Below are 16,149 nucleotides of genomic sequence, written 5' to 3' on the forward strand. Positions count from 1 at the left end.
AGACTATGGGTCCGGGGGCCGGTGACAAGACGTCCCCGGATTCTTCCTTCGCGCTGGGAACTACCCTGGTCGGGTGCGTGACAAAACCCAAGCGAATTCCGCCGGGCCGGGCGATGGAATGGTCCGGACCGGAGCAATCGTCTTCTTCGTCGGAGCCGTGGCCACACTGGTCACGGTGGCCCCGCTCTTCCTGGGCACCGATCCCTTTCCATCCATCGCCTACGCGGTGTGCATGCTGATGGGCGTCGGGTTCCTCATCGCGATGGCCGGTGTCCTGCGCGGCATCGCCTTCCAACGACGGCAGGCCAGGTCCAGCACCACCTGACACCGGCTGACACCACCTGACACCACCGAGCGCGGACCGCCCGGCGCCACTCAGCGCTCCTGGGCGGTCTGCCGCGCGGCGTGCGCGTCGAGCCAGGCCGGGAACTCCGTCAGGCCGCCGAGGACGACGTCGGCGCCCGCCGCGCGCAGTTCCGCTGCGTCGCACGGTCCGGTCGCCACCGCGACGGACAGCGCGCCCGCCGTACGCGCGCCGCGTACATCACCGGTGTGGTCCCCGACGTACACCGTCGCGTCGTACTCGCGCAGCGCCTCGGCCTTCGCCTCGGCCCACAGCCAGCCGATGACGGCGTCGGCCTCGATGCCGAGGTGCGACAAGTGGAGCTTCGCGTTGGGCTCGTGCTTGGCGGTCACCACGATCGCGCGGCCGCCGTGCGCGTGCACCGCCGCTATGGCCTCGCGGGCGCCGGGCATCGCGAGCGTCGGCTCGATGGCGTGTGTGGTGTAGATCTCGCGGTAGAGGTCGGCCGTCTCCGCGATCTCCGCCTCCGGAAACCAGTTCCGCAGCTCCTCCTCCAGCGGCGGGCCGAGCCGGGTGACCGCCAGGTCGGCATCGACGTACGTCCCTGTCCTCGCGGAAAGCGCCTGATAGGCGGCCTTGATGCCGGGCCGGGAGTCGATCAGGGTCATGTCGAGGTCGAAGCCGACGGTCAGGGTGTGAGAGGTCATGCGCCCATTGTGCCGAGGGCGGGCACCCCGGCCGCACGTAGACTTAGCCCACCCTTACCACCCTGTGAAACGAGCCCAGTCGATGCGTGTGCCCGTCCGACGCGCCGCCGTGCTGACGGCGGCCGTCGTGGCCCTGCTGCTGGCCGTCCTGCTCAGCCTCGCCGTCGGTGCCCGCGCCATCGCGCCGTCCGCCGTGTTCGACGCGCTGCTGCACGGCGGGCACAGCGACTCCGCCGAGGTGATCCGCGAGATGCGGGTGCCCCGCACCGTGATCGGCGTGCTGGTCGGCGCCTCGCTGGCGCTGGCCGGGACGGTCCTCCAGGGCGTGACCCGCAATCCGATCGCCGACCCCGGCATCCTCGGCATCAGCCAGGGCGCCTCGGTCGGTGTCGTCCTCGCCATCGCCTACGCCGGTGTCCACACCCTCACCGGATACGTCTGGTGGGCGTTCGTCGGCGCCGGGATCGCGTCCGTCGCCGTCTACGCCATCGCGGCCGGTGGCCGGGGCGGCGCGACCCCCGTGAAACTCGCGCTCGGCGGCGCCGCGGTCAACGCGCTGCTCGTCTCCGTGACGACGGGCATCCTCACCACGAAGGCCTCCGCGCTCGACGAGTTCCGGTTCTGGCAGGTGGGTTCGCTCGCCGGGCGCGACTCCGAGATCGTCGGCCAGATCTGGCCGTTCCTCGTCGTGGGCCTCGTGCTCGTCCTCGCGGTGGCGCGCGGCCTGGACGCGCTCGCGCTCGGCGAGGACGTCGCGAAGGGCCTCGGCCAGAACGTCGCGGCGGTACGGATCGTCGGCGGGCTCGGCGCGACCGTCCTGACCGGCGCGGGCGTGGCCGCCGCGGGCCCCATCGCCTTCATCGGCCTGGCCGTCCCGCACATCGCCCGCGCGCTCATCGGCAGCGACCACCGCTGGGTGCTGCCGCTGGCCGCCGTCCTCGGGCCCGTGATGCTGCTGGTCTCCGACACCGTCGGGCGGATCGTCTTCCCGCCCAGCGAGGTGCCCGCCGGGGTGATGACCGCGCTCATCGGTGTGCCGTTCCTCGTCACCCTCGTACGACGGAAGGCGGTGGCGGCATGACAGGCGGCATCACCACGGCGCCCGCACCGGCCAGACCCCGGATCCGCCCCGCCGGTTACGCGGTGCTCCGCGTGCGCCGGGCCGCGTTCCTCGTGCATCGCAGGGGCGCCGCCGTCGCCGTGGCCCTCACCGTGCTGCTCGCCGCGAGCTGTCTCGCGTACCTCTGTGTCGGCGAGTCCTTCGTCCCGCCCGTCGAGGCCCTGAAGGTCGTCTTCGGACGGCCCTCCGCCGACGAGCTGGTCGTGGGCACGCTGCGCGAACCCCGCATGGTGGTGGGCCTGCTGGTCGGCGCCGCCTTCGGGGTCGCGGGCGCGCTCATCCAGACCGTCGCCCGCAACCCCCTGGCCAGCCCCGACATCATCGGCATCAGCCAGGGCGCGAGCGCGCTGACGGTCGGCGCGATGACCTTCGGCATCACCTCGTACACCGTCCTGCCCTATCTGTCGGTGCTCGGCGGCGTCGCCGCGGCCGCCCTGGTCTACGTCTTCGCGTGGCGCGGCGGCCTGCACGCCACCCGCTTCGTCCTCATCGGCATCGGCTTCGCCATCGCCCTGCGCTCGGTGACGACGCTCTTCATGACCAAGGGCGACTACCTTGTCGCCCAGCAGGCCCAGATCTGGATGACGGGCTCGCTGAACGGCCGTGGCTGGGCCGAGGCGAACCCGCTCGGCCTGACCCTGCTCGTGCTGCTCCCCTTCGTCCTGTGGGCGGCCCGCGCCCAGCGCGCGGTCAGCATGGACGACGACACGGCGACGGCCCTGGGGACGCGCCTCGGCCACGTACGCCTGGGGCTCGTGCTGCTCGGCGTGGTCCTCGCGTCGGTGGCGACCGGCGCCGCGGGGCCCGTCGACTTCGTGGCGCTCCTCGCCCCGCAGATCGCCCGCAGGCTGACCCGCACCGCGCAGATCCCGCTCCTGTGCTCGGCGCTGCTCGGCGCGCTCATCGTGGTCCTCGCCGACCTGCTGGCCCGGCGGCTCTTCTCGCCGACCGAGCTGCCCGTCGGCGTGCTCACCGCGGCCATCGGGGCGCCCTATCTGATCTGGCTGATCATCCGCAGCCGTTCCGTCCGCAATGGAGGCACCTCGTGACCGCCGCCCGCCTTTCGGCCCGCGAGCTGACCCTCGCCTACGAGGACCGCACGGTCGTCGACAGCCTCGACCTCACGATCCCCGACGGCAAGGTCACGGTGATCGTCGGCCCCAACGCCTGCGGCAAGTCGACGACGCTGCGGGCCCTCGGCCGCCTCCTCAAGCCGAAGAGCGGCGCCGTCCTCCTCGACGGCGAGTCCCTCGCCAAGCTCCCCACCAAGAAGATCGCCCAGCAGATCGGGCTGCTCCCGCAGACGCCCGTCGCGCCCGAGGCGATCACCGTGGCCGACCTCGTGGCACGCGGCCGCCAGCCGCACCAGCACTGGTGGCAGCAGTGGTCCGACGAGGACGAGAAGGCGGTGACGGAGGCGATGGAGCGCACCGACGTCGCCGCGCTCGCCGAGCGCTCCGTCGACGAGCTGTCGGGCGGCCAGCGCCAGCGCGTGTGGATCGCGATGGCCCTCGCCCAGGACACCGATCTGCTCCTCCTCGACGAGCCCACGACCTACCTGGACATCTCGCACCAGGTCGAGGTCCTCGACCTGGTGCGCGAGCTCAACCACGACCGGGGCCGCACGGTCGTCGTGGTCCTGCACGACCTCAACCAGGCCGCGCGCTACGCCGACCACCTCGTCGCCATGAAGACAGGCGAGGTCGTCGCCGAGGGCACCCCCGCGGAGGTCGTCACCGAGGAACTCGTGCGCCAGGTCTTCGGCCTGGAGTGCGTGGTCGTGCCGGACCCCGTGACCGGCTCCCCCCTGGTCGTCCCAGGACCCCCGTGGTCCGCGTCCGCGACCGCCCCCGCCCACAGCGGCACGTCCGCCTGACCGCACCGCACAACACAGCACCACCTCACACAGCACAGCACCGCCTGACCGCATCGCACCGTCCGACCGCACGAAAGGCGTCCCCCCATGACCTTCCTCCGCTCCCCCCTGCACCGCCCCGCGCTCCTCACCGGCTCGCTGGCCCTGACCGGCGCGCTGGCCCTGACCGCCTGCGGTTCCTCGGACTCCGGCGATGACACCGCGGCCTCGGGCGGGACCCACACGGTGAAGACGGCCATGGGCGACGTGAAGGTGCCCGCGCACCCGCAGCGCGTCGTCGTCCTCGACACCGCCGAGCTGGACTCCGCGATCACGCTCGGTGTGAAGCCGGTCGGCGCCACGCACGTCGAGGCGTCGTCGGGCTTCCTGGGCTATCTGCCCAAGGACAAGGTCAGCGGCATCAAGGACGTCGGCGAGATGATGACGCCGAACATGGAGGCCATCGCGGCGCTGAAACCCGACCTCATCCTGACGTCGAAGATCCGGCACGCCGCCAAGTACGACCAGCTCAAGCAGATCGCGCCGACCGTCATGACGGAGACGACCGGCTACCCCTGGAAGGAGAACTTCCAGGTGCACGCCGACGCGCTGGGCAAGCGGGCCGAGGCGAAGAAGGTCGTCGCCGACTACAAGGCGCACACCAAGAAGGTCACCACCGCCATCGGCGGCCCCGCGAAGGCCGAGCAGACCCAGGTCAACGTCCTGCGCTTCATCGAGGGCGCCGACATCCGCCTCTACGGCGACCAGAGCTACATCGCCACGCTGCTCAAGGACGTCGGCCTCGGCCGCGCGCCGATCTCCGCGAAGGCCAAGGACGGCTTCTCCTACGACCTGTCCCCCGAGAAGATCGACCTCGCGGACACGGACGTCATCTTCCGCTCCACGTACGGCGATCCGAAGAAGTCCAAGGAGACGCAGACCGTGGGCAGCGGCCTGTGGAAGAACATGAAGGCGGTGAAGTCGGGCAACGTCCACACCGTCGACGACGAGCTGTGGATCCAGGGCATCGGCTACACCGCGGCAGACGAAATCCTGGACGAGATGCAGGCCGACCTGACGAAGAAGTAGGCCCCCTGGACCTGCTGAGCCTTGCCGGGCCCGCTCCTCACAGCCGTTGCCGCTGCGACCTCCACAGCAGGAAGAGCGCGGAGGCGACGGCCGCCCCCCGCACCACCCACGGCCACGTGTCGGCCATGGCGTCGCTCATGTGCCCTTCCTCGATCGCCTCGCCCCAGCGCCCCTCGCTGCGCCCCCACAGCCAGGTGATCCCGGCGGCCACCGCGAGGCCCGGCAGCACCAGGACGGCGAACTTCACCTCGGCGCGGGAGAGCCTGCGCGAGGCGTAGGCGATGAGCCAGCCGACGCCGAGGACCACCAGGTTGCCGAGGACCGCGCCGACGATGAGGAGCGCGGCGGCGAGCAGGAGCAGCGGGTTGCTGAACGTCGGCCCGGTGTCGGCGGCGGCCCGCGCCCGGGGCAGCCGCCACCGGCGCCGCCCGGCCGACTCCGCCGCCTCCTCCTCGTACTCTTCCTCCTCGTCATCGGCCTCTTCTTCGGCCTCTTCCTCTTCGGCCTTCGCCTTGCCGCCCGCCTTGGGCGGGGGCTTGAACAGCTCGGGGATCTCCACGCCGCCGACGAAGCCGGGGACGCTGTCGGCGAGGCCGAACGGGCTGCTGTCCACGCGCCACCAGTCGGGCTGGGAGTCACTGGGCCCCAGCTCGTCGGTGCCCGCGAGGTGCGGCGGCGACGCGCCCTCGAAGAGGTCGGACGGATGGCGCGGCTCCGGGATCTGCGCGGCCTCCGGAGTCTCCCTGGCCCCCTTGTCCCCCCTGGCTCCCTTGTCCTCCTTGGCGCGGGCGGCGCGGCGGGGCTTCGGCACGCGGAGGGTGCGGGGCTTCGCGGGCACGTCGCCCGGCGCCTTGGTCCCCGCGTCTTCCGGCAGGGCCCCCGTGACGTCTCCGGGGCTGCCGCCCGCCGCCTCCACGACCTCTTCCGGGGTGCCGAGGCGGGCGAGGATGCGGCGGACGGCCGCGGGGTTGTCGCCGACGGCCTTGTCACGGCCGCGGTCGATCCGGCCCCGCAGCTCGGAGACCAGCCGCATCCGGTCGCCGGACGGCAACTGCCGCTGCTGGGCCAGGTCTCCGACCCTGCTCAGATAGTCAAAGACCAGCTGATCGCTCTCGATCCCCACGAAGTCCCCTCCGGGGCGGCTGCGTTGACGCGCCGCGGTTGTTCCCAGCGCTCTCGACGGTACCTTCTCCGGGGGCCCTAGGGGGTGGCGTCCTCCTCAAGGCCTACGGGCTCCACCGCAGGTTGCACGGCGGGTCCGGGGCGGGTTGCACCGCAGGCCGATGTGCGCGGGGTGCGGGAAAACCATCATGGAGACATGAGCGCAACCACCTTCACCCCCGCGTCCGTGCCGTCCTCCGCAGACCCCGGCGCCGTGCCGCACGGCGCCCCGCACCCGCACCGCCTTGGCGGCGCCCTGCGCGCCGCCAAGGTCCTCGTGAGCGCCGCGTTCGGCGTCGTCGTGCTCGGTGAGTACGCCGAGGAAGCAGGCGTGCGCACCCGCTGACCCACCGCGGCTGGGCGCGTCAGTCACGTAAAGTCACGCCGTGACACCACGGATCGTGACGAGATGTTCACCCACCGCAGCCGGTGTGCTGCTCGCGGTCTCCCTCACCGCCCTGGCCGTCCTCTGCGCCGTCCAGCACGTCCCGATGGCCGACACCCTGGTCTACCGGGCCGAGGGCGCCGCCGTCGCCGACAGCAGTGATCTGTACGGGTTCACCGTCACCGAGTGGGAACTGCCCGCCACCTACCCGCCGTTCGCCGCGATCCTCTTCGTCCCGACGACCTGGCTCCCCCTGGGTGCGCTGAAGGCGGTCTTCCTCGTTGGCAACGTCGCCCTCCTCGCCCTGCTGGTCCGCCTCTCCTGCGACCTGGCCGGTCTCGCCGCCCGCGCGCCCTTCCTCTGCGCCGCCACCGCCCTCGCCCTGTGGCTCGAACCCGTCTTCCAGACCGTCCTGTTCGGCCAGATCAACCTCGCGCTCGCCTGTCTGGTCCTGTGGGACCTCACCCGTCCGCAGGGCGCCCCCGGCAAGGGGTTCGCGCTCGGTGTCGCGGCCGGGATCAAGCTGACGCCCGCCTTCTTCATCGCGTACCTCCTGCTGCGCGGGCGCGTCCGCGAGGCGGCCGTCGCGCTCGCCGGGTTCGCGGGCACCGTGCTGTTCGGCGCGCTGGTGCTGCCCGCCGCGAGCGTCGAGTTCTGGACACGGCGGATCTTCGAGACGGGCCGGGTCGGCAAGGCGTGGATCGTCGACAACCAGTCGCTGCAGGGGCTGATCGCCCGGCTGCTGCACGACGCGGCTCCCGGCGCGGCCTGGGCGGTCCCGGCTGCCGTGACCGCCGCCGTCGGCCTCTGGGCGGCCCGCCGTACGCCCGGCGAGCCCCGCGCGCTGCTCCTGGCCGCGTGCACGGCGCTGCTGGTCTCGCCCATCAGCTGGTCGCACCACTGGGTGTGGTGCGTGCCGCTCATCGCCGTCCTGATCGCCGAGGGCAGGCCGCGCGTGGCGGCAGCCGTGGCGGTGCTGTTCACCGCCCGCACGTTCTGGCTGCTCCCGCACGAGGGCGACCTGGACCTCGCGCTGCCGTGGTGGCAGCAGCCGCTCGCCTCGCCGTACGCGCTCCTTGCACTGGGGCTGCTGGGCGCGTCGGCGCTGTGGGCGTCAGTCCTCGGCCAGCAGGATGTCCGCGTCGTCGAACACCCGCAGGACGACAAGGAGCAGGCGGCCGCGCGACACCATGTACTCGGCCACGATCTGTGAGGTCAGGCGGATCTCACGGTCCTGCTCGCCGACTCCGATCGACCGTGAGTGCTCCGTGTACGGATCGCGCGCGAGGATCTCGATGGCCTTGTCGAAGGACGCCCTGCGGGCGGGGTCGAGGTGGTCGCGGTCCCGAGCCGCGGGCTCGGTGTAGAGCACCTCGTAGATTTCCTGGTGAGGCATGGCGCCCTCCTTGCCCTTGACGTGGCCGGTTGCGTCGGCGCCCGGCCGCTCCCCAGGGTACCGATCTGCGGCGGGCCGGGGGCGGCGACCGGGAAATGCCCGTCAGCCCCCGGTCAGCAGGTCGTCCGCGTCCACGATCCGGTACGCGTACCCCTGCTCGGCGAGGAACCGCTGCCGGTGGGCGGCGAAGTCCTGGTCGATGGTGTCGCGCGCGACGACGGAGTAGAAGCGCGCCTCGTGCCCGTCGGCCTTGGGCCGCAGCACGCGCCCGAGCCGCTGCGCCTCCTCCTGCCGCGAACCGAACGTGCCGGACACCTGGATGGCGACGGTCGCCTCGGGCAGGTCGATGGAGAAGTTGGCGACCTTGGAGACGACGAGGACGGAGATCTCGCCCTGCCGGAAGGCGTCGAAGAGCTTCTCGCGCTGCGCGTTGGTCGTCTCGCCCTTGATGACGGGCGCGTCCAGGTGCTCGCCGAGCTCGTCGAGCTGGTCGATGTACTGCCCGATGACGAGGGTCTGCTCCCCGGCGTGCTTCTTGACCAGCGCCTCCGTCACCTTCCGCTTGGTCGCCGTGGTGGCGCAGAAGCGGTACTTCTCCTCGGCCTCCGCGGTGGCGTACGCGAGCCGCTCGCTGTCGGTGAGGTTGACGCGCACCTCGACGCAGTCGGCGGGCGCGATGTAGCCCTGCGCCTCGATCTCCTTCCACGGGGCGTCGAACCGCTTGGGCCCGATGAGCGAGAAGACGTCGGACTCGCGCCCGTCCTCGCGCACGAGGGTCGCGGTGAGCCCGAGGCGGCGGCGGGCCTGGAGGTCGGCGGTGAACTTGAAGACGGGCGCGGGCAGCAGGTGCACCTCGTCGTAGATCACGAGGCCCCAGTCGCGCGAGTCGAAGAGTTCGAGGTGGGGGTAGATGCCCTTCCGCTTGGTCGTGAGCACCTGGTACGTGGCGATCGTGACGGGCCGGATCTCTTTCCTGGTCCCGCTGTACTCGCCGATCTCGTCCTCGGTGAGCGAGGTCCGCTTCACCAGCTCGTGCTTCCACTGCCGGGCGGAGACGGTGTTGGTGACGAGGATGAGGGTGGTGGCCTTGGCCTGCGCCATGGCCCCGGCGCCGACGAGCGTCTTGCCCGCGCCGCAGGGCAGCACGACCACGCCGCTGCCGCCGTGCCAGAACCCCTCGACGGCCTGCTGCTGGTAGGGCCGCAGCGACCAGTTGCTCTCGTCGAGGTCGATGGCGTGCGCCTCGCCGTCGACGTACCCGGCGAGGTCCTCGGCGGGCCAGCCCAGCTTCAGCAGCGTCTGCTTGACCTGCCCGCGCTCGGAGGGGTGCACGACGACGGTGTCCGGGTCGAGGCGCGCGCCGACGAGCGGCTGCACCTTCTTCGACCGCAGGATCTCCTCCAGGACCGGCCGGTCGGTGGTGGTGAGCACCAGTCCGTGGGTGGGGTGCTTGGAGAGCGTGAGGCGTCCGTACCGCGCCATCGTCTCGGCGACGTCGACGAGCAGCGCGTGCGGCACGGGGTACCGCGAGAACTCCACGAGCGCGTCCACGACCTGCTCGGCGTCGTGCCCGGCGGCCCGTGCGTTCCACAGCCCGAGCGGGGTGACCCGGTAGGTGTGGATGTGCTCGGGCGCCCGCTCCAGCTCCGCGAAGGGCGCGATGGCACGGCGGCAGGCGTCCGCCTGCTCGTGGTCGACCTCGAGCAGGAGGGTCTTGTCCGACTGGACGATGAGGGGTCCGTTCACGCGAGCGCCCTTTCCATAGGCCAAACGTCCAGTGTGCCGCACCGGCGCCGGTACACGCCCTCGAAGCCGTCCCCGACGGCTCCCGGGACGGGCGTCGGCGCGGTGGGGAGCCGGTCCGACCCGCTACCGTGAGCCGGATGAGCACCGACGAGACGCAGCCCACGGACAGCGCGAGCGACCCCGCACCGCCGCGTGCCGCGGACACGCCCCGCTCCCTCGCCGAAGCGCTCCGGTCGCGGGAGGACGGCGCGCTCGCCGATCTGCTGCGGGCCAGGCCCGATCTCCTGAACCCGGTGCCGAACGACCTCACGCAGCTCGCCACCCGTGCGGGGACCCGTGCCTCGGTGGTGCGTGCCCTGGAGCGGCTCGACCGGTTCGCGCAGCAGGTCGCGGAGGCGCTCGCCGTGGCCCCCGACCCCGCCTCGTACGAGGAGGTGCTCGCCCTGCTGGCCGGTGACGAGGGCGCCCCGGCCGTCGCGCAGGCCCTGCCCCGGGCGCTCGGCACCCTGCACGAGCAGGCCCTGGTGTGGGGGCCCGACGACCGGCTCCGGCTGGTGCGCACCGCCCGCGAGCTCCTCGCCCCGACCCCGCAGCACCCGTCCCCGACCGGTCTGGGCCCCACCGTCGCCGAGGCCACGGCCGGGATGTCGCCGACCCGGGTGCAGGACATCGTGGCGGCGGCCGGGCTGCCGACCACCCACGACCCGGTGTCGGCCGTGCGGTCGCTGACCGCCCTGTTCACCGACCGCCGCCGGATGTCGGCGCTGCTCGACGAGGCGCCCGCCGAGTCCGTGGAGGTGCTGTCCCGGCTGGTCTGGGGGCCGCCCTACGGCCAGGTCACCGCGGACCCGGCCCGGCACCTGCGCTGGCTCCTGGACCGGGGCCTGCTGCTGCCCACCGCGCCCGGCACGGTCGTGCTGCCCCGGGAGGCGGCCCTGCACCTGCGCGCGGGCCGCGCCCACCGCACGCCCGAGCCGACGCCGCCGCCGGTCGAGGCCGCGCGCGAATACCGTCCACAGGTTGTGGACGCGGCCGCCGCCGGGCAGGCGTACACCGCGCTCGCCACCGTCGAGGAGCTGCTGAAGGACTGGGACGAGGGCGGTCCCGCCGTGCTGCGCGCGGGCGGGCTGAGCGTGCGCGACCTGAAGCGGACCGCGGTGGCGCTCGACACGTCCGAGCCGCTGGCCGCGTTCTGGGTCGAACTGGCCTATGCGGCGGGCCTGCTGGCGTCCGACGGCGACGCCGACGAGCGGTACGCCGCGACGCCCGCGTACGACGAGTGGCAGGAGCTGCCCGCGCCCGAGCGCTGGTCGGCGCTTGCCACGGCCTGGCTCGCGGCCACGCGCACGGCGGGTCTCGTGGGCGGCCGCGACGGCAAGGACCGCACGCTCTCCGCGCTCGGCCCGCACCTGGACCGCTCGGCGTCCCCCGAGGTGCGCCACCGGGTCCTCGCCCTCCTCGCCACGCTCCCCGAGGGCACGGCGCCCGCCCCGGACTCGCTCAGGGACCGGCTCCGCTGGGAGCGCCCGTCGGCCTCCCGCGGCCGCCCCGCCCAGGACGGCGCCGCGCACCCCGCCGACTCGCCGACCCCGCAGGACCTGCGCTCCCGCATCGCGCAATGGACGCTGAACGAGGCCGAGTTGCTGGGCGTCACGGGCCGCGGCGCGCTGGCGTCGCACGGCAGAGCACTGCTGCCCGCAGCCGAGAGCGCAACCACCCCCACCGGGCAGGGCGTCACCACCACCCACGCCGCCCAAGCCGCCCGACTCCTCGCCCCCCTCCTCCCCGAACCCCTCGACCACGTCCTGCTCCAGGCCGACCTCACCGCCGTGGCGCCCGGCCCGCTGGAGCGGCCGCTCGGCGACGCCCTCGCCGTGCTCGCCGACGTCGAGTCGAAGGGCGGCGCCACCGTCTACCGCTTCACGCCGGGTTCCGTACGCCGGGCGCTCGACGCGGGGCAGTCGGCATCCGACCTGCACGCGTTCCTCACCGCCCACTCCCGCACCCCCGTCCCGCAGCCCCTCGCCTATCTGATCGACGACGTGGCCCGCAAACACGGCCACCTGCGGATCGGCGCCGCCGCCGCGTACGTGCGCTGCGACGACGAGGCCCTGCTCAACGAGATCCTCGCCGACAAGCGCGCCCAGGGCCTGCGGCTGCGCCGTCTCGCGCCGACCGTGCTCGCCGCCCAGGCCGATCCCGGCACGCTCCTCGACGGGCTGCGCTCGATGGGCTTCGCGCCCGCGGCGGAGAGCGCGGAGGGCGATGTCCTGATCACCCGCGCGCACGCCCACCGCACCCCGCCCCGCTCGGCCCCCGAGCCGGTGCCGGACGGCCCGCCGCTGCCCGGCGACACGCTCATCGGCGCGGCGGTGCGGGCGATCCGCGCGGGCGACCTCGCGTCGACGGCACCCCGCAAGGAGGCCCCCGCGTCGGCGTCGGACGGCAGGCTGCCGCGCACCACGGCCGCCGAGACCCTCGCCACGATGCAGGCGGCGGTACTGACCGGCGAGGCGGTCTGGATCGGCTACGTGAACGCGGAGGGCACCGCGAGCCAGCGCGTCATCGCCCCGGTCCGGGTGGAGGGCGGCTTCGTCACGGCGTACGACCACACGGCGGACGAGGTCCGCACGTACCCCCTGCACCGCGTCACGGGCGTAGCGGAACTGGCAGACGACTGACCCTTCGCACGGGACGCACGGGACGCACGAGGCCTACGAGGCCTACGAGGCCTACGTAAAAAACCGTTGGCCCCCACAGCCACCGCGCCCTAGGATGCCTCCTTCCCCGCCTCCCCCGTGGAGCGCCGCCGCCCGGACGGAAACCGGTCGGCTCCTCGCCTGAGCCGAGCAGTACCAGAGCAGAGGCCCGCACACGACACCGCTGAACCGCCGGAGGCACCCCGTGCACGCGCACGCCCAGTCCGAGTCCGACCCGCTCGCCCGGGAGCGCGGCCACCTCGCCGCGTCCCGTTCCGCCCTGCGCGCCATGCGTGAGGACGCCGAGGCCCTCGACATCCGCGACGTCACCGCGAACTGGGTGAACGCGGCCGTCCTGGAGCGCCAGCTGGACGAGCGCATCAAGTCCCTCGCCGACCTCGCGCACACCCCGCTGTTCTTCGGCCGCCTGGACTACCTGCACGCGCCCGGCGCCGAGCAGGCCGAGGGAGCGGAGGGCGAGCAGTTCTACATCGGGCGGCGGCACGTGCACGACGCCGACGGGGACCCGATGGTCATCGACTGGCGCGCGCCGGTCTCCCAGCCGTTCTACCGGGCCTCGAAGAAGGACCCGATGGACATCGCGCTGCGCCGCCGCTTCGGCTACACGTCCGGGGACCTCACCGCGTACGAGGACGAGCACCTCAGCGACGCCACGGAGGCCGAGCGGACGAGCAGGCTCCTCCAGCAGGAGATCGAGCGGCCGCGCGTGGGACCGATGCGGGACATCGTCGCGACCATCCAGCCCGAGCAGGACGAGATCGTCCGCAGCGGGCTCGGCGGCAGCGTGTGCGTGCAGGGCGGTCCCGGCACCGGAAAGACCGCCGTCGGCCTGCACCGGGTCGCCTACCTCCTGTACGCGCACCGGGAGCGGCTCGCCCGCACGGGCACCCTCGTCATCGGCCCGAACGCCTCCTTCCTGCACTACATCGAGCAGGTCCTGCCCGCCCTCGGCGAGCTTGAGGTCAAGCAGGCCACCGTCGACGACCTCGTCGCCCACGTGGAGGTGCGCGGCACGGACGACTCCACGGCCGCCCTCGTCAAGGGCGACGCCCGCATGGCCCAGGTGCTGCGCAACGCCGTGCGGTCGCACGTCACCCTGCCCACCGAGCCCGTCATGGTGGTGCGCGGATCGCGCAGGTGGCGCGTCCCGGCGTACGAACTGGAGGAGATCGTCCAGGAGTTGCTCGCGCGGGACATCCGGTACGGCGCCGCGCGGGACGCCCTGCCGCAGCGCATCGCGCACGCCGTGCTGGTCCGCATGGAGCAGGCGGGCGAGGCGCCGGACGACCGGGTGCAGGACGCGGTGGCCCGCAATGCCGCGGTGAAGGCGGCGGTGAAGGCGGTGTGGCCGCCCGTCGAGCCCGCGAAGCTCGTGCTGCGGCTGCTGTCCGACGCCGACTTCCTGGCCGCGCACGCGGAGGGGGTCCTGAGCGCCGAAGAGCAGAAGGCCGTGCTGTGGGCGAAGCCCGCCCGGAGCGTGAAGAGCGCCAAGTGGTCCGCCGCGGACGCCGTCCTGATCGACGAGGCCACCGACCTGGTCGCGCGCACCCACTCCCTGGGCCATGTGGTGCTCGACGAGGCGCAGGACCTGTCACCCATGCAGTACCGGGCGGTGGGCCGCCGCTGCACGACCGGCTCGGCGACCGTGCTCGGCGATCTCGCGCAGGGCACCACGCCCTGGGCGACGCGGAGTTGGGACGAGGCCCTCAAGCACCTCGGCAAGGACAACGCGGTGGTGGAGGAGCTGACGGCCGGTTTCCGTGTGCCGCGCGAGGTCATCGCGTACGCCTCGCGGCTGCTGCCGGACATCGCGCCGGGCCTCGCGGCGGTCGACTCGGTGCGTGAGTCGCCCGGTTCGCTCGCGGTTCGGCACGTGGCGGAGGCCGGAGCCGCCGCGGACACCACGGCCCTGGACGCGGCCTGCCTGGAGGCCTGCGCGGAGTCGCTGCGGCAGGAGGGTTCCGTCGGCCTGATCGCGGCGGACGACCGGATTCCCGCGCTGGCGGCGGCGCTGACGGCGGCCGGGGTCACCTACCTCGACCCCGGTCAGGAGACGACGCCCGACACCCGGCTCACGCTCGTGCCCGCGTCCCTCGCGAAGGGCCTGGAGTACGACTACGTGGTGCTGGACGAGCCCTCCGCGGTCGTGGCCGGTGAGCCCGACGAGCGGACGGGCCTGCGCCGTCTGTACGTGGCGCTGACCCGTGCCGTGTCGGGCCTGATCGTCGTGCACGCGGCCGGACTGCCCGGGCAACTGGCTTAGGGTCTGCCCTCCTTGCGGCCGTCCTTGAGGTCACCCTTGAGGCCGTCCGCCGACGACGCGGCGGACGGCGCACGGCCCGGCTCCGAGGCGGCAGGCAGATGCGTGGCGATGAGCACGATGCCCGCGAACGTGACCATGCGGATGGCAGCGTCCAGGCCGTTCCAGGCCTCCGACTGCCACATGGCGAACCATTCGCCGCCGATCCCGATGAAGCCCACTCCGAAGAGGAGAAGGATCATCATCAGGCCTATGCTGCCCGTCAGTTGGGCCCGGCGCAGCCCTTGGGGCCGCCGCAGGGCGCGGGCCCACAGGACCGTCGACGTGCCCAGGATCAGTGCGGCCAGGGTCTCCCAGGCGATGATGACGACGTACGCGGTGTCCTGCAGCGCGGTGGAATCCACCGCGCGCCACCGCAGGCCGTTGTCCTTGAAGGTGGTGTCCATCGCGAGGACATGGCGTACGAACTGCTGGTTGGTCTCGAAGTCGGTGATGTTCCCGAACGCGACGAGCGCGATGTAGAGCGCGATCGTTCCGGTGAGCAGCGTCGCGGCCACGGGCAGTGTTCCGGCCGCGAGCATGCGCTCCGCGGGACGCGGGTGTTCTGGTGTCGGCATGAAGTCCCCTCAGTGTCGACCCAGTTCTATCGCGTCCCGCGAAGGAACGATCACGAGGAACGATCACGCGGTGGAACGATGACGTGGATCAGCCGTCGAGCGCGGCCCGCCACTGGGCGACCGCCGGGGCGGAGACGGGCGCCGACCAGCCGTCGGGGCGGGCGGCCCCGCCGATGTGGAACGCGTCGACACCGGCGGCCAGCAGCCCAGGCAGATGGTCGAGGCGCAGGCCGCCGCCGATGAGGAGCTGCGGTTCGTAGCCGGGTTCGCCGCGCCGGGCCGCCTCGGCGAGCAGGGTCGGCAGGCCCTCGTCGACCCCGGCCGCGGAGCCCGCGGTGAGGTAGGTGTCAAGGCCCGGCAGGTCGGCGAGCTGCTTGCGCAGGGCGTCGCGGTCGGCGGCGCGGTCGATCGCCCGGTGGAAGGTCCAGCGGCAGCCGTCGAGGGCGTCCACCAGGGCTTCCACGGCGGGCAGGTCGGCGCCGCCCGCCTCGTCGAGGAAGCCGAGCACGAACTCGTCGGCGCCTTCGCTCCTGAGCTCACGGGTGCGGCGGAGCAGGTCATCGACTTCACCGACATCGCCCGCGGCGAACCCGTCGGCCAGCCTGAGCATGACGCGCAGCGAGATGTCGACGGAGGAGCGGATGGCGGCGAAGGTCTCGCGGGACGGGGTGAGGCCGTCCGCGGCCATGTCGGTCACCAGCTCGAGGCGGTCCGCTCCGCCGGCCTGGGCGGCGACCGCGTCCTCGGCGTCGAGGGCGATCACCTCCAGGACTGCACGCTTGCTCATGG

Annotated in this window: 15 protein-coding genes; 9 read left to right on the forward strand and 6 right to left on the reverse strand. The window is 73.0% G+C overall.

The features are described from left to right. Positions 1-73 precede the first annotated feature (73 nt). Positions 74-325, forward strand: a complete 252-nt coding sequence (locus AC068B_RS18105; RefSeq protein ID WP_079074994.1) for a hypothetical protein — start codon at positions 74-76, stop codon at positions 323-325. A 50-nt stretch (positions 326-375) separates the two neighbouring features. On the opposite strand, the gene AC068B_RS18110 is transcribed toward AC068B_RS18105, so the two are convergent. Then, a complete protein-coding gene (locus AC068B_RS18110) occupies positions 376-1,011 on the reverse strand; it encodes an HAD family hydrolase (protein ID WP_478672529.1) in 636 nt (211 codons plus the stop codon). Between the two features lie 82 nt (positions 1,012-1,093). Between AC068B_RS18110 and AC068B_RS18115 the strand changes: the two genes are divergently transcribed. From AC068B_RS18115 to AC068B_RS18130, 4 genes are all read left to right on the forward strand, one after another. Beyond that, entirely contained in the window at positions 1,094-2,092 is a 999-nt protein-coding gene (locus AC068B_RS18115; protein WP_478672530.1) for a FecCD family ABC transporter permease, read from the forward strand. Next, positions 2,089-3,180 carry a FecCD family ABC transporter permease gene (locus AC068B_RS18120; RefSeq protein ID WP_478672531.1) on the forward strand — a complete coding sequence of 364 codons (1,092 nt, stop codon included), beginning with the start codon at positions 2,089-2,091 and terminating at the stop codon, positions 3,178-3,180. Before AC068B_RS18115 ends, AC068B_RS18120 begins: the two co-directional genes overlap by 4 nt. Further along, positions 3,177-4,007, forward strand: a complete 831-nt coding sequence (locus AC068B_RS18125) for an ABC transporter ATP-binding protein (RefSeq protein WP_478672533.1) — start codon at positions 3,177-3,179, stop codon at positions 4,005-4,007. Before AC068B_RS18120 ends, AC068B_RS18125 begins: the two co-directional genes overlap by 4 nt. A gap of 87 nt (positions 4,008-4,094) precedes the next feature. After that, complete coding sequence (locus AC068B_RS18130) at positions 4,095-5,075, forward strand: ABC transporter substrate-binding protein (protein WP_478672534.1); 981 nt, start codon at positions 4,095-4,097, stop codon at positions 5,073-5,075. Between the two features lie 37 nt (positions 5,076-5,112). On the opposite strand, the gene AC068B_RS18135 is transcribed toward AC068B_RS18130, so the two are convergent. Further along, positions 5,113-6,198, reverse strand: coding sequence for a hypothetical protein (locus AC068B_RS18135; RefSeq protein WP_478672536.1), 1,086 nt, complete (start codon positions 6,196-6,198; stop codon positions 5,113-5,115). A 195-nt stretch (positions 6,199-6,393) separates the two neighbouring features. On the opposite strand from AC068B_RS18135, the gene AC068B_RS18140 reads away from it, so the two are divergent. Both AC068B_RS18140 and AC068B_RS18145 read left to right on the forward strand, forming a co-directional pair. Then, positions 6,394-6,582, forward strand: a complete 189-nt coding sequence (locus AC068B_RS18140; protein WP_468563920.1) for a hypothetical protein — start codon at positions 6,394-6,396, stop codon at positions 6,580-6,582. An 88-nt stretch (positions 6,583-6,670) separates the two neighbouring features. Beyond that, a complete protein-coding gene (locus AC068B_RS18145) occupies positions 6,671-7,834 on the forward strand; it encodes a glycosyltransferase 87 family protein (protein ID WP_478672733.1) in 1,164 nt (387 codons plus the stop codon). Here the strand turns inward: AC068B_RS18145 and AC068B_RS18150 are convergent. Together AC068B_RS18150 and AC068B_RS18155 are read right to left on the reverse strand one after the other, a co-directional pair. After that, a complete protein-coding gene (locus AC068B_RS18150; RefSeq protein ID WP_478672537.1) occupies positions 7,736-8,017 on the reverse strand; it encodes a type II toxin-antitoxin system RelE family toxin in 282 nt (93 codons plus the stop codon). The two genes, AC068B_RS18145 and AC068B_RS18150, sit on opposite strands and share 99 nt — an antisense overlap. A gap of 102 nt (positions 8,018-8,119) precedes the next feature. Continuing rightward, positions 8,120-9,763 (reverse strand): DNA repair helicase XPB, encoded by a 1,644-nt coding sequence (locus AC068B_RS18155; RefSeq protein ID WP_356268185.1) that lies wholly within the window; start codon positions 9,761-9,763, stop codon positions 8,120-8,122. A 137-nt stretch (positions 9,764-9,900) separates the two neighbouring features. Between AC068B_RS18155 and AC068B_RS18160 the strand changes: the two genes are divergently transcribed. Further along, positions 9,901-12,444: a helicase-associated domain-containing protein gene (locus AC068B_RS18160; RefSeq protein ID WP_478672538.1), complete on the forward strand. Its 2,544-nt coding sequence runs from the start codon at positions 9,901-9,903 to the stop codon at positions 12,442-12,444. 223 nt (positions 12,445-12,667) lie between these two features. Continuing rightward, positions 12,668-14,746: a HelD family protein gene (locus AC068B_RS18165; protein ID WP_478672539.1), complete on the forward strand. Its 2,079-nt coding sequence runs from the start codon at positions 12,668-12,670 to the stop codon at positions 14,744-14,746. Here the strand turns inward: AC068B_RS18165 and AC068B_RS18170 are convergent. Beyond that, on the reverse strand, positions 14,743-15,360 hold the full coding sequence (locus AC068B_RS18170) for a DUF2165 domain-containing protein (RefSeq protein WP_478672540.1): 618 nt from the start codon (positions 15,358-15,360) through the stop codon (positions 14,743-14,745). The two genes, AC068B_RS18165 and AC068B_RS18170, sit on opposite strands and share 4 nt — an antisense overlap. 88 nt (positions 15,361-15,448) lie before the next feature. Next, on the reverse strand, positions 15,449-16,147 hold the full coding sequence (locus AC068B_RS18175; RefSeq protein ID WP_478672541.1) for a copper homeostasis protein CutC: 699 nt from the start codon (positions 16,145-16,147) through the stop codon (positions 15,449-15,451). Between the last annotated feature and the right edge of the window lie 2 nt (positions 16,148-16,149).

This window comes from Streptomyces sp. NPDC042371, assembly GCF_056437465.1.